Here is a 13,486-nt window from a genome sequence, read left to right on the forward strand (position 1 = left end):
CAATCGAATATCGTGACTGTCTTCCCCCACTCCGGCCCTTCGGGCTCCCTTCCTCTCCCTCCGGAGGGAGAGGAAGGGAACCCGGCATAGCGGCCGGCGCTTCCTCTCCCCCGTCGAGCGGGGGAGAGGTGGTTTGCAAAGCAAACCGGAGTGGGGGTCGACCACGCCTATCACTGTGACACGGACGACGGAGAGGGGGCAGCAAGGCCAACAAACAAGCACCCCCTGCCCCATCGCGCGATCGATTTCAGCGCGCTATGGGGCTTGGAGAAAAGGAGCCGCCGCCATGATCGCCGTCACCATCCGCCCGCTGGAAAAATCCGACCATGCCGAATGGCGCCGCCTGTGGACGGCATACCTGACGTTTTATGAAACGACCCTACCCGAAGAAGTCTACGAAAAGACCTGGGAGCGCCTGTTCACCAAGGGCGAGTTCGAACCGAAAGGTTTTCTCGCGCTGATCGGCGGCAAGCCGGTCGGGCTTACCCACTTCATGTACCACCGCACCTGCTGGTCGTTGGTCAACAACTGCTACCTGCAGGACCTGTTCACCGACCCGGACGCGCGCGGCTCGGGCGCTGGTGCTGCGCTGATCGAGGCAGTGAAGGCGGATGCCGCCGCCAAGGGGATAAAAAACGTCTACTGGATGACGCACGAGACCAACGCCACCGCCCGCAAGCTCTACGACCGCGTGGCGCGCAGGACGGGCTTCATCGAATACGATCTGCTCTGAAGCTCAACCCGATGTCTTCGCCACCCAGGCGTGCCACTGCGCCTTGCTGCCGCGGAAGACATTGAGGTCGATCTGGCCCTTCACGCCGTGCGACAGGCCGGAGCCGGAATATTGCCAGAACACCCATTTGCGGCCGGGATAGACCTTTTCCGGATGCGCGGCGACGGAGCGCAGCCAGAACGGATAGTCGAGGAATTCGCCCCTCAGGTTGTCGCGGTAGAAGTCGGGCGCGGTGTAGATGATCGGACGCTGGCCGTAATGCCGTTCCAGTCTGTCCATGAACACCTGCATCTTTTCCAGCACCGTCTCGCGTGACAGTCGCCGCTTGCAGCGCGACTCGCCATTGTATTCGACGTCGATGACCGGCGGCAGCGCGCCGGCAACCTTGGGCACGTTGCGGATGAACCAGTCGGCCTGCTCGCCGGCGGTGCGGCACCAGTAGAAGAAGTGGTAGGCGCCGCGGCGCAATCCGGCTTCGCCGGCGGCGCGCCAGTTCTTCTTGAACATCGGGTCGAGATGGTCGCCGCCATCGGTGGCCTTGATGTAGGCGAAATTGGCGCCTTGGGTGCGCAGCTTCGGCCAGTTGATCTCGCCCTGCCAGCGCGAGACGTCGACGCCGTGGACCGCCAGCTGTTTCGGCGAGGCCTTGCCGAAATTGATCGGCTTGGCGTCGCGGAAGCGGCGGCCGTAAACCTCCCCCGCCACGAAAGGCGAGGCGCGCACCGGCTTTTCCGGCGCGACCAGCGCGATCGGCTTGGGCGCCGGTTCAGGTATCGCCTCGTCGATGGGCGCGCGCGACGGCACCGGCCCAAGCTCCACGTCCGGGCGCGGAGCGGCCATCGCCGTCAACGCATGCGCCTGGGGGGTTGCCTGTGGAGCTGCCGCGCCGATCTCGACCGGCGGCACCGGCGCGCTCGGCATGCCGATGATGGAACTCGTCTTCTCCATGGACGGCGCTGTCGGCGCGAGCGCGTCGAGCCCTGAACTGGACGTGCAGCCGGCCACTGCCAGGCATGCGGAGAGAAGGACGAGGACGCCTGAGAAACGCATGAAAACCCGTACGCAAGACAAAACCGACCGACGACCGACGCCGCCTGGACCCACCACCGACAATTGCTAACGGGAAATTACCAAAAAAGACTGAATCCGATCGTTTACCAAGCCGAACGGCGAAACCGCATAGTTCGATGTCTGCCAGGAAACTTGAAGGAACGGAATTTACGCAATATATTGCGCATAGGCTGGGGCGGTCATGCCGTTGTTCGAAACCAACACCCGCAAGATCGTGGCGCGGCTCGAACGCGAAGGCTGGGTCAATTCCGGCGGCGGAAGACATGACAAGTTTGTGCATTCGGCCAAGCCGGGTCTCCTGATCGTGGTGCCGCGCCATCGGGAACAATCGCCCGGCGTCGCGAAATCCATCGCCAAACTCGCCGGCTGGATCTGAGGATTTTGAAATGACCCACTATATCGGCATTCTCGACGGCGAACGCGATGTCTGGGGCGTGCGCATCCCAGACCTGCCCGGTTGCCATGGGGGAGGAACTTCACCCGAAGAAGCGATTGCCGATGTCACTTCCGCCGCGCGCGAGTGGGCGGAAATGCATCTGTCGACGGGCCAGGCCTTGCCGGTGGCAAGAAGTCTGGCCGCGATTCTGAAGGCCGAGGGTATTGATACGGCCGCCGGCGAGTCGGCGGTGATGATCCCGCTTATCGTCGATTCCGGCCGCTCGGTGCGGGCGAACCTCTCGCTCGACGCCGGGTTGCTGGCCGCGATCGACGCGGAAGCCACGCGCCGCGGTCTCACCCGATCGGCCTTTATCGCGGGTGCTGCGCGCGACAAGATCGAAGGGCAGCGATAGCAGCCATGTTCATCCCCTTCTTCCTCGAACTGAAAGCCGCGCGCGTTCCGGTCTCGCTGCGCGAATATCTCACCTTGCTGGAAGGGCTCGACGCGGACCTCGTCATGTACGACGTCGAAGGGTTTTATTATCTGGCGCGCGCCGCACTGGTGAAGGACGAGCGCCACATCGACCGTTTCGACCAGGTCTTCTCGCATGTCTTCAAGGGCGTCGAGGCGGTGTCGGGCGAAAGCGCGGTCGATGTCACCAACATTCCCGAGGAATGGCTGCGCAGGCTTGCCGAAAAGCATCTGAGCGACGAGGAGAAACGGCTGGTCGAGGCACTCGGCGGCTTCGAGAAACTGATGGAGACCTTGAAGAAGCGGCTGGAAGAGCAGAAGGGGCGTCACCAGGGCGGCTCGAAATGGATCGGCACCGCCGGCACCTCGCCCTTCGGCGCCTATGGCTACAATCCCGAAGGCGTGCGCATCGGACAGGAGACGAGCCGTCACCGGCGCGCCGTCAAGGTTTGGGACAAGCGGGAGTTCAAGAACTTCGACGACTCGGTCGAGCTTGGCACCCGTAACATCAAGGTGGCGATGAAGCGGCTGCGGCGCTGGGTGCGCGAGGGCGCCGAAGAAGAGTTCGACCTGGCGGGCACCATCCACGCCACTGCCGAGCACGGCTATCTCGACGTGCAGACAAGGCCGGAGCGCCGCAACGCCGTGAAGCTCCTGATGTTCTTCGATGTCGGCGGTTCGATGGACGACCACATCAAGGTAGTGGAAGAGCTCTTCTCGGCGGCGCATACCGAGTTCCGCCACCTCGAATATTTCTACTTCCACAACTGCCTCTACGAAGGCGTGTGGAAGGACAATCGCCGCCGCCATTCGGAGACGCTGTCGACCTTCGACGTGCTGCACAAATACGGCCACGACTACAAGGTGATCTTCGTCGGCGACGCCGCGATGAGCCCCTACGAGATTGCCTATGCCGGCGGTTCGGTCGAACACTGGAATCCCGAGCCGGGTGCTGTATGGCTGGCCCGCGTGCTCCAGCAATGGCCGAACGCGGTGTGGATCAACCCGACCAACGAGAAGCACTGGAGCTATACCCACTCGATCGGCATGATCCGCGAGATTTTCGGCAACCGCATGTACCCGTTGACGCTGGCCGGACTGGAGGCGGCGACGAAGGAATTGTCGCGGAAGCACTGAGATGCGCATGGGTAGTGTCACCCCACCCGCCTCGCTTCGCTCGGCACCCTCCCCATCGAGGGGAGGGAGTGGTGCGAAGTCCTCCGCTCCTCCTCCCCCTCGATGGGGGAGGTGGCCCGGAGGGCTGGAGGGGGTGACAAGCCGAAATGACGATAAACCCGCTCTCGCGCAAGATTGATCCGCGGCGATGGCGGCGGCGGGCGCAAAACCCTATATTTTGCGCATGCCTTCATCCCGAAACCGCTGCACACTTTCGGGAGGCATGCGTTATATTGCGGAAAATCCGAAAAGATCAGGAGGACTGGCATGGAAGCACATCGCTATCCCGTAACCCGCACCGATGCCGAGTGGCGCGCCAGGCTGACGCCGGAACAGTTCGCCGTGATGCGCAACCACGGCACCGAGCGCCCCGGCAGTTGCGCGCTGCTCTATGAAAAGCGCGCCGGCACCTTCGAATGCGCCGGCTGCGACCAGCCGCTGTTCGAATCCAAGCTGAAATTCGAGAGCGGCACCGGCTGGCCGAGCTTCAACGACCCGGTGCCCGGTTCGGTCGAAAACACCGTCGACCGCAGCTACGGCATGGTGCGCACCGAGGTGCATTGCGCCCGCTGCGGCAGCCATCTCGGCCACGTGTTCGAGGACGGCCCGCCGCCGACCGGCCTGCGTTACTGCATCAATGGCGTGGCGTTGAATTTCCGGCCGGCCGAAGCCTGAGGACGCGGGCTGGAGCCACACGCCATTCCGGTTGAGCCGCAACAGGGCTCTCTTTGTTGGAGCATGATCTTTTCCGAAAACCGGCTTCCACTTTTCGGGATCATGCTTCTCTTTGTTGGAGCATGATCTTTTCCGAAAACCGGCTTCCACTTTTCGGGATCATGCTCCGTCAGATCACCGTCGCCAGGATCAGCCAGATCGCGGCGAATATCTGCGCCAGCGAGGCGATCGGCCCCGGCTGGAGGTTTGCCGTGCGCCAGATGCTGAGGAACAGGAACAGATTGTAGGGCAAAGGCAAGAAATGCACTGCAAGCGAGACGGCCAGCGGCAGCTTCATGCCGAGCACAAAAATTGCGGCGGCGGTAGTGACGAGATTGATGGCGGTGCCGACGATGGCCATGTCGCGCCAGAACAGCCTGTCTAGGGGAACGAGACCGCGCCAGCGCGCCAGGAAGAAGCCCGGTCCCGCCTCGACTGCCTTGAACTCACTCATAGTCCCGCCGTTCCTCTGTGGACGCTACGCGACTGGCATAGCATGCGCGTCTGGACAGCATAACGACATACCCTGAAAATAGCCCTTATCGCATGAAGACGGTGGCAGGTGGGACGGATCACGGGTCGCTCCTGCGAGTGCTGCTTTTGCAAATCGCAGTCAGGCTAGTAGGTTCTGCCATTGCGCCGAGCAAGGGGTTTTCGGCAACTGCCGGGCCTAGACGCACCGCCGTTCATCTGCGGTTCAGGCGAGATGGCTTAACATGATGGCTAGCGAAGGAGAAAGCCATGCGTATCGGATTTGTCCTGTTCGCCTTTGTGGCCATGGCGAGCAGCCCGGCCCAGGCCGGGAACCAATCGTCGAATACGAGCTCCAACAGCTCATCCAACAACGGCGTGGTGCGCGAGCGAATTGTCGAAACCTACTGCGAGGACGGCTATTGCGAGCGTTACGTCAAGCGCCGGGTATTTATCGAAGATTGGAGCAGCGATCACAAACGCGAACGGGACCGCTATCGGGATCGCTACCGTGACCGCTACGACGACGATGGCGATGACGATGATTGAGGTTTCCGTGATGATGAAAAAGCTCTCGTCTGTCTTGACTGCCGCAGTCCTGGCCATGGCTTTCGCCATGCCTTTGAACGCCGCGCCCATTTCGGTGCCGAAACCCGAACAGGTGGAGGCGAACGCCACCCAACAGGTCAAACACCGGCGACATTGGCGACACAAGCATTATCGCAATTGGCGGTCGGATCGCTATTGGAACCGGCGGCATGCGTGGCGGGACTGCCGCTATGACAGATGTTACCCGCGTCGCTACTACGGCCATGGCCGCTACTACGGTTACCGTGACTACTACCCGCGTCGCTACCGTCGACCGGGAGTTAGCATCTATCTGGAGTTCTAGCTGCGGAGACATCCTCGATCGCGAGGAGCAGGGTAGCTCCTCGACGACGCCCAAAAATCAGACATCGCCAGCGACCCCGCTGGAGGCCGTGGTTGCGTGTCACCAGGTCACGCTCAGCCCGACATTTCCCTCGAACGCTCTGTACTTCTCGCCGTCGACATCGAAGGTGTAGTCGGCTGTCGCATAGAGGCTGACGTTCTCGTTGATGGATGCGGTGATGCCGCCGCCTAGTTCAAGCGCCGTCCCGCCGAAGTTCGTCACAAACGGATTGGCGTTGAAGCTGACTGCATCGCTACCTGAGAAATCGTGCCAGAGACTGGCTTTGAGATAGGGTCGCAACAGGCCGGCCGATGTCTGGAACTCGCCTTCCAGGCGTGCTCCTACCCTGCCTGTCACTGCATCGTCCGTGTCGAATGATACGGTCGAGAATGCGCTCCCGGCGTCGTCAAGCGACTGGTGTTGCCAGATCAGTTGCGCCTGTGGCTCGATCTTCCAGGTCGGCGAAAGTGCAAGCGGATAACCACCTTCCACGGAGACGGTGATGCCCTGTCCGTCCGCCTCCACACTGGCGCCTCGGCGTGATTGTCCTTCGCCTCCGTAAAAGGACCCCATCAGCACACCGTCGAGATACCAGCCGGTCGGGCCGATATGGGTCCAGTAGCCGCCGATGCTGGTCGCGTCGACGTCGATGTCACCGACTGAAAGATTGTTCCAGCCAAGCGCCAAGCCCCGGACGTCGGCATCGAGTGCCGCGTAACCCAGGAACAGGCCAGCGATGTCGCGATGGCCGCTTTCGCTTTCCCGGCGCAGGATGTCGAGGCCGGCCTGAATGCCCCATAACGTGCCGTCGATGGTCGGGTTGACCGTACCCTCTTGGTCGCGTTCGACGCTTTGGCCGAAGACCCTGCCCCAGGCGGACGAGAAGTTGTCCGCCGGATCGAGCACATCCTGCCCGCCTCGCCGCTCGTGGAACGTACCGAGGGTTGCAAGCGCCACTTGCCGTTGTGCGGAGGGAATTGCCGAAGCAACCGGAACTTCGATGCTGTAGAGCGGGATGACCGGTCCGATGAACGGTGTGGCGCCGGGCGTCGGAGGAGGAGGCTGAACCGGAGGATTGGCGGGATCGACGGTCGGAACCGGAAGCGCGAACGAACTGACCGGCGTCTGTAGTGGTCCTGCCGGGAGCGGGCTGAGGGGGTTGGGAGCCGGGGCAGGTGTCGGCACGGGTATTCCTGGTGGAGGCGCCACAATAGTGTTGCGCAGATACCAGTTCTCCTCGTTTCCGGGTGCGATCGCGCCACTGAACAGGAAATATTCGAAGCCGCCGGCTGAGACGAAATTGTTGAGCGCGAAAGTGTTGGTCTGTGCGCCATTCAGCGCTTCGACGACAAGGATGCCGTCTGCAAGGGTCTGCGCCCCCGGCCCTCCGACATCGTGAAAGTAAGGCCGGTCATGCCTGACGCCGAGCCACCGTCAATGACGATCCGGTCGGACGGCGAGCCATCCGTCCCGAGGAAGGTATTCAGCGCTCCTGTAGCGCCCGCCGCGCCGACATAGTTCCCGGCGATGACGAGCTTGTTGCCGACGCCCGTTCCGCCCAGTTGCAACAGCCCGCTGTTGGTGAGGTCGCCATTGATCGTGAACGTGCCGGTCGGGTCAGCGGCAAACGGCGTAACAGCATTCGCGACCGCAATGGTGCCGCTGTTGGTTACCGTGCCCGTTACGCTGCCGTAGCCGCCGAGGGTGGCGCCGGCTGCGATATCGACAGGGCCGCCTCCTGAAATCGCGGCAGCCGGATGCGCCGCATCGCCGACAGCCAACGTGCCAGCAGTGACGGATGTGCCGCCGGTGTAGGGATTGTCCGCTGTCAGCACGGTGGCGCCGGGGCCTATCTGCGTCACGGAGCCAATTCCCGAGATCACATTCGCAACCGTGAACGTATCGCTGCGGTTGAAGACCAGAATGCCGTTGTCGACCACGTCACCCGTGCCGAGTGTGCCGGCAGTGCCTCCGTCACCTACTTGAAGGGTCCCGTTGCTGATTAAGGTCCCACCGCTGTAGCTGTTGTCCCGACCTAGTATCAGGATGCCTGGCCCGCGCTGCTCGACCAGGCCGGTCCCACTGATGACGCTGCCTTGCCCGTAAAGATCGGAACGATTGAATACGAGCGTTGAGTTGTTGACGATGTTGGCGGCCAGCGTTCCTTGGTTACCCCCATTGCCGATCTGCAAAACCCCCGCGCTGACCGTTGCGTCGCCACTCTCGGTGATATTGCCGAGTAGGACTAGCGTGCCGGCGCCCTCTTTGGTCAAGGTTCCCGTGCCACTGACGCTTCCGTCGTAGGTGACATCGTCCGCTCGATTGAACACCAGCGCGCCACTGTTGATTACGTCTCCGACGATACTTCCGGAGGTGCCGCCATTGCCGAGCTGCAGCGTGCCCGCCGTGATCGTCGTGCCGCCGACGTAGTCATTCTCGGCAGTGAGGATCAGCGTCCCCAGATCCGATTTTTCCAATGGCGAGCTGCCGGTCAGTACAGCCCCGATCGTTGCTGTATAGCCGGAACCGACTGTGCTGCCGTCGCCAACGCGAATGATTGTTGGAGCACCGACCATGGTGACCGGATCGCCCTGGATGACGTAGCCGTTGGAGGCAAATTGCATCCCGTTGATGGCGACGCCGCCGAGACTGTTGTCGACGGTGACGGTTCCGGGTTGCCCTGCGAAGATCGCAAAGGAACCGTTCTGGTAAGGCGCGTTGATCGCACCGGTCTGCTCCGTCCAATTGTCATCCAAGGCAGAGTTCTGCCAAGTCCCGTCCCCGCCATTGACGATGCCGTCATTCTGGGGACCTGCATCGCCGTCCCAGAAGTTCAGCGGCAGGCCGTTGGTGTTGACCAGATTGACCTCATTGGCGACCGACGTCTGAAGGAAGAAATTCGGAGACGGGATCGTCCCGACAGTCAGACCATTATTGGTGAGGCTGCCCGCATAACTCATGACCCGGTAGATTCCTGGGTCGAAGCTGCCGCCGGGCGGGGTTGTGACGTTCAGGGTGCCGTCAAGCGTCAGATTGCCGCCAACGACGGTCAAGTCGTTGAGTGCACCGCCAACCACACCGGCCTGGCCGAAACTATAATCGAGGAACGATCCCGATCCGAGAGACAGGTCTTGAGCGATCGTGAGAGTACCGGGGGCAGGTCCGGCGGTGCCCGGTGACAAATGCCCGCCATCCGCGACAGAGACGCTGCCGCCGATAGTGCCTGTACCGCCCAGCGTTGCCCCGCTGGCAACCGAGGTCGCCCCCGTTGCCGCCGATTGATTGCCGTCGACGAACAGGCCGCCCAACAGAACGGCTGTGTGTCCCAGGTAGCTGTTTGCGCCGGTCAGGATCGTGTTGCCGGTACCCTCCTGGATCACAGGCCCGATACCCGAGATCACCCCTGGAACCGTGAACGTATCACTGCGGTTGAAGGTCAAGAAGCCATTGTTAACGATGTTGCCGAGAATGCTGCCGCTGGTGCCGCCGTTGCCGAGTTGCACGCCACCGGCCGCGATCGTCAGCGTGCCCGAATAGGTACTGTTGCCGGTCAGGTGCAACCTACCGCCGCCAAGCTTGGTCAGCGGGCCTGTCCCGCTGGCTACCCCCCGATACTCGAAGTTGAACCCGTTGGTGTCGATTGCGCCGCCGCCGGCATCAACAGTGACCGGGCGGCCGATGAAGCTGCTCGCCGCCGCCAGCTGCAGTGTGCCCCCGTCGAAGATAATCCGATTGCCGAGCGTGCCGAGATTGTGGGGCCTGCTGAAGGCAAGCACTCCCCCTTCCAGAACCGTCGGCCCGCCATAGGTGTTGATGGCCGTCAGTGTCAGGACACCGGTTCCACGCATGACGAGTGAGCCCGAGCCGCTGACTACCTGGTCAAAAGTAAGATTGTCGCTGCGGTTGAAGGCAAGCGTGCCGTTGTCGACAATATTGCCGGTGATCGTGCCCGTGGCGCCGCCGTCGCCCAGCTGAAGCGTAGCCCCCGGGGCTATTGTCGTGCCCCCGTCCACGCCGCTATTGGTGACGATGCCACCCAACACGAGCGTCCCGCTGTTCACCGCCACGGCATTGGCGGTCGTGCCCGTGATGGTGGCGTTGCCCGATAGCGTCCAGTTGCTGCCCTCCATGACCAGCGACTGGAACCCGTTCCCAGCGGTGGCGCCAATGAAGTTGCTGTCTTCGCTTCCGGTCCCCTGAAGCCGCACTGTATTTCCAGTCCCGGCGCTCAGTGCATCGCCGTTGAGCACGGAGCCGGTCTCCAGGATCAAGACGTTGTTGCTGGCATCAAACCGAACCGCGGAGCCAATATCGCTTGTCAGCGTGCCGGCATTGCGCACCGTGACAAGACCGTCGCTCACAACGCGAACGCCCGCGCCGTTCACGCTCGATATGGAGCCTCCGGCTTGGTTGTAGAACGTGCCTGACGAACCGGCTTGGAACAGGACGCCGGAGGGAAAATTGGGGGCAGCACCGGTGCTTGTAACCGTGATCGTGCCGCTGTTGGTGATCGAAGAGTTGAGAGCATTCGTCCTGATACCGGAGCTGCCCGCGCCGCTAACCGAAATGGAGCCCGAATTGACGATGGTCGTATTGCTTCCGCGGGCGTCCATGCCCCAACTGGTCGTGCCGGCTGTGGAGATCGACCCTTGGTTTGTAAGCGTGCTCCCCGTTCCGGTCGCCGACATGCCGAATGCGTTTACGCCGGTGGTGGTGATCTGCCCCTGATTGAGCGCGCTACTGTTGCGCTCCACGCCGATGGCGCGAACGGTCGAGTTCATTATGGCGCCGGGCAGAACCGTCACACTGACATTGCTGCTTCCGGCAACGGCCGAGACGGCAGTAGTCGCGGCGGTGGGATTAGGAGGCGTGCTGTCGCAGACGACGCTCTGACCGGAAGTCGGCTGTCCGGTCGATTGCGTGACTTCGATGCCGGTGGTCGTGTTCACGCATCTGGCGTAGGCTGGGCTAGCGAGGAAGGTGCTCGGCAAAAGGATCAGGGTACCGGGCAAAAGCATGGTCCCGGACTGGAGCAGAGCCTTTCGAAGGCGCAAATGCATCAAAACGCCTGCCTCTCGAGCAGCCGTCACCCGCCGACCTAGTTGAGAGGGGAAAGCGTGGCCAAAATCAAGCTCTTCCGTCTTCGCCCGGGCTCTTTTTCCACCTAGTGTTGCACCGCAAGCGCAGTGCCAGGGTGGACCGCCAGGGAGAATGGTCGTCGTGGGAACCCGCATGAAGCGGCAGCGACGCGCAGTTTGCCTTAAACGCGTCTAACGTAGAGAAACCTTCACGCGAGGCGCGAAAAAGCAACGCAAATACAGCTGATTGGTTACGACGTAGGTACCCTCGCAGATGTGATACTGGTCGTCCGGGGATTCCTGTACGCGGTCGCGCGGAATGGTGAAATTATGCGGCAGGTAAGTGTAACCACCGTCGATCCTGGACCGTACCGAAGACCGAGGTATGGCGCGGCAATCAGTGCCATCGCAACACTTGTATTTCATCTGCGGGTCGAACTTGTCCTCGTACCAGTCATGGGCGTTCGCGGCTGTTGCGGCGGCGATACAGATTGCCGTGAAGATAATTCTTCGCATGGCATTCCTCATGCCGCATAAATAAGGCGGCGAGACGATCAAGATCGACCGGCGAGAAGCAGCCTGGCTGCTGAGCGCGGCGGTGCTGCACAGCAACTTCTTGAACGTGTGACGAATGCGTCGATACCCATTGCACTGCCGCAGGCCGCGACAGGCGGAGACATTCATCCATCAGCCTGCATACCGCCGACCTCCCAGGAAAATCTTCCCGGACCTACTACTCCATGCCGAGCGCGGCCTTGTAAAGGTCGAGGATCGCTTCCTCCTCCTGGCGCTCGGCCTGGTCCTTCTTGCGCAGCCGGATGATGGTGCGCACCGCCTTGGTGTCGAAGCCGGTGCCCTTCATCTCGGCAAAGACTTCCTTGATGTCGTCGGCGATGGTCTTCTTTTCCTCTTCCAGCCGCTCGACGCGCTCGATGAAGGCGCGCAACTGGCCCGCGGCAACGGTCTGGCTGGTTTCGGTGATGTCGTCGGCCATGAAATGTCTCCGGAATGTGGGCCGCGACTCGGGCACGGCAAGGGTCGGCCGGTTCGATGCCTCAGGCCGGGGAGCGGGTCAAGGCGGAAGTTCCCCTTCTCCCCGTTCACGGGGAAAAGGTGCCGGCAGGCGGATGAGGGGCGGCATCAAATTTGTCAAGCAACTGCTGCCCCTCACCCGGTCGCTTCGCGACCACCCTCTCCCCGTAAACGGGGCGAGGGTAAGCTAGTGATCCTTCGGCCGCCGCGCCTCGAATTCGGCCCGCTTGGCGGCGGAAGCGTCCGTCTGGTGCTTCGCCTGCCACTCGGCATAGGGCATGCCGTAGACAATTTCTCGCGATTCGTCCTTCGACAGCGCAACACCTGCGGCATCGGCGGCGTCGCGATACCAGTTGGACAGGCAGTTGCGGCAGAAGCCGGCGAGATTCATCAGGTCGATGTTCTGCACGTCGCTGCGCTGGCGCAGATGCTCGACCAGCGTGCGGAACGCCGCCGCCTCGAAATCGCGCCTCTGTTCGTCGCTGAATTCGGTCATCTGGAGAATCCTTCACACCGGCCCGGTTCGCGAGCCGAATTGTCTGACCTCGTGTATATCGGCACGCCGGTTGATCACGTCAACGATCGGCGCCAGGCGCTCGGCCCATTCGGTAGCACCGCGGTCGTCGGCGATCAGGTCCTGCCGGATCTCGATCAGCGCATGGGCGAAACCGTTGACGATTGCGTGACGGAACATGGTGTCGCCGCGCAGCGCCCCGTCATAAGGCTCGTTGTCGCCGACGACGAGATTCTGGTCGGCGGCCAGCATCTCGATCAGCGGCCATGGCGCGCGATGGTCCATGTCCCACAGCACGCCGACATGCCAGGGCCTGACATGGCCCTGCATCACCGGCGTGAACGAATGCACCGAGAAGATGAACGGCGCGCCTCCCGATTCGTGCGCCACGGATGCCACCATGGCGGCGACCGCGTCGTGATAGGGGCGGTAAAAGCGATCGAGCCGGCGCTCCCGCTCCTCCGCCGCCATCGGGTAATTTCCCGGCACCACCGTGCCGTCATAGAGCTGGCGGATCAGCGTCGGATCGTCCTCGCCGCGATTGGGATCGATCAGGAGCCGAGAGAACCGCGCCATCACCGCCGGCGCGCCGATAAGCCCGGCAAGCCTGGCCGTCACCGCCGCGACACCGATGTCATAGGCGATGTGACGGTCGAACTCCGACGCCGGCAGGCCGAGATCGCCATATTCCTCCGGCAGTTCGCGGTGCGCGTGGTCCGCGACCAGCACGATGCCTCTCTTCCGGTCGCCTTCGATGATGTCGAACGGGGCAAAAATTGCGGAACGGGTCATGGGGTCCGGCGGTGGTGGTGGCTGCGGGCAAACCCGGTCATTCCACGAAGTGTTTCGCCGCGCAACGCCGTTGTTTGGTCATTGTTTTCGCTGAAATGGGTGCGGGCGCCCGAATCCGGGCGCT

Annotated in this window: 13 protein-coding genes and 1 pseudogene; 7 read left to right on the forward strand and 7 right to left on the reverse strand. The window is 62.3% G+C overall.

The genetic code is table 11. The features are described from left to right. The first annotated feature begins 286 nt into the window (after nt 1-286). Entirely contained in the window at nt 287-733 is a 447-nt protein-coding gene (locus tag F3H98_RS07470) for a GNAT family N-acetyltransferase (RefSeq protein ID WP_149759504.1), read from the forward strand. 3 nt (nt 734-736) lie between these two features. Here F3H98_RS07470 and F3H98_RS07475 read toward each other — a convergent pair whose 3' ends face one another. Continuing rightward, nucleotides 737-1,783: a glycoside hydrolase family 25 protein gene (locus F3H98_RS07475; protein WP_149759505.1), complete on the reverse strand. Its 1,047-nt coding sequence runs from the start codon at nt 1,781-1,783 to the stop codon at nt 737-739. Nucleotides 1,784-1,985: 202 nt separating this feature from the next. Between F3H98_RS07475 and F3H98_RS07480 the strand changes: the two genes are divergently transcribed. The 4 genes from F3H98_RS07480 to msrB all read left to right on the forward strand — a co-directional run bounded on the left by F3H98_RS07480 (nt 1,986) and on the right by msrB (nt 4,505). Continuing rightward, a complete protein-coding gene (locus F3H98_RS07480) occupies nt 1,986-2,180 on the forward strand; it encodes a type II toxin-antitoxin system HicA family toxin (protein ID WP_149759506.1) in 195 nt (64 codons plus the stop codon). Nucleotides 2,181-2,190: 10 nt separating this feature from the next. Further along, nucleotides 2,191-2,595 (forward strand): type II toxin-antitoxin system HicB family antitoxin, encoded by a 405-nt coding sequence (locus F3H98_RS07485; RefSeq protein ID WP_149759507.1) that lies wholly within the window; start codon nt 2,191-2,193, stop codon nt 2,593-2,595. 5 nt (nt 2,596-2,600) lie between these two features. Beyond that, complete coding sequence (locus tag F3H98_RS07490) at nt 2,601-3,791, forward strand: vWA domain-containing protein (RefSeq protein ID WP_149759508.1); 1,191 nt, start codon at nt 2,601-2,603, stop codon at nt 3,789-3,791. 306 nt (nt 3,792-4,097) lie between these two features. Next, nucleotides 4,098-4,505 carry a peptide-methionine (R)-S-oxide reductase MsrB gene (msrB, locus tag F3H98_RS07495; RefSeq protein ID WP_149759509.1) on the forward strand — a complete coding sequence of 136 codons (408 nt, stop codon included), beginning with the start codon at nt 4,098-4,100 and terminating at the stop codon, nt 4,503-4,505. Between the two features lie 169 nt (nt 4,506-4,674). Here the strand turns inward: msrB and F3H98_RS07500 are convergent, their stop codons facing one another. Then, nucleotides 4,675-4,998, reverse strand: coding sequence for a hypothetical protein (locus F3H98_RS07500; protein ID WP_149759510.1), 324 nt, complete (start codon nt 4,996-4,998; stop codon nt 4,675-4,677). Between the two features lie 287 nt (nt 4,999-5,285). Here F3H98_RS07500 and F3H98_RS07505 point away from each other — a divergent pair, with 287 nt between their 5' ends. Both F3H98_RS07505 and F3H98_RS07510 read left to right on the forward strand, forming a co-directional pair. Continuing rightward, nucleotides 5,286-5,564 (forward strand): hypothetical protein, encoded by a 279-nt coding sequence (locus tag F3H98_RS07505; protein ID WP_244621632.1) that lies wholly within the window; start codon nt 5,286-5,288, stop codon nt 5,562-5,564. Then, the gene (locus tag F3H98_RS07510; RefSeq protein ID WP_425294818.1) at nt 5,527-5,907 is read left to right on the forward strand and encodes a hypothetical protein; all 381 of its coding nucleotides are present in this window, start codon (nt 5,527-5,529) and stop codon (nt 5,905-5,907) included. The genes F3H98_RS07505 and F3H98_RS07510 overlap by 38 nt, the downstream gene beginning before the upstream one ends. Before the next feature lie 99 nt (nt 5,908-6,006). On the opposite strand, the pseudogene F3H98_RS07520 reads toward F3H98_RS07510, so the two are convergent. From F3H98_RS07520 to F3H98_RS07540, 5 genes and pseudogenes are all read right to left on the reverse strand, one after another. Beyond that, nucleotides 6,007-11,180, reverse strand: a pseudogene (locus F3H98_RS07520) (autotransporter family protein); the annotation flags it as partial. A gap of 36 nt (nt 11,181-11,216) precedes the next feature. Beyond that, complete coding sequence (locus F3H98_RS07525; RefSeq protein WP_149759513.1) at nt 11,217-11,708, reverse strand: hypothetical protein; 492 nt, start codon at nt 11,706-11,708, stop codon at nt 11,217-11,219. A 49-nt stretch (nt 11,709-11,757) separates the two neighbouring features. After that, nucleotides 11,758-12,018, reverse strand: a complete 261-nt coding sequence (locus F3H98_RS07530) for a DUF2312 domain-containing protein (protein WP_149759514.1) — start codon at nt 12,016-12,018, stop codon at nt 11,758-11,760. 225 nt (nt 12,019-12,243) lie between these two features. Next, nucleotides 12,244-12,552 (reverse strand): DUF1244 domain-containing protein, encoded by a 309-nt coding sequence (locus tag F3H98_RS07535; protein ID WP_149759515.1) that lies wholly within the window; start codon nt 12,550-12,552, stop codon nt 12,244-12,246. A 12-nt stretch (nt 12,553-12,564) separates the two neighbouring features. Continuing rightward, on the reverse strand, nt 12,565-13,362 hold the full coding sequence (locus F3H98_RS07540) for an N-formylglutamate amidohydrolase (protein ID WP_149759516.1): 798 nt from the start codon (nt 13,360-13,362) through the stop codon (nt 12,565-12,567). Between the last annotated feature and the right edge of the window lie 124 nt (nt 13,363-13,486).

Origin of the sequence: Neomesorhizobium albiziae (assembly GCF_900114255.1) — a bacterium.
Taxonomy (GTDB): Bacteria; Pseudomonadota; Alphaproteobacteria; order Rhizobiales; family Rhizobiaceae; genus Neomesorhizobium; species Neomesorhizobium albiziae.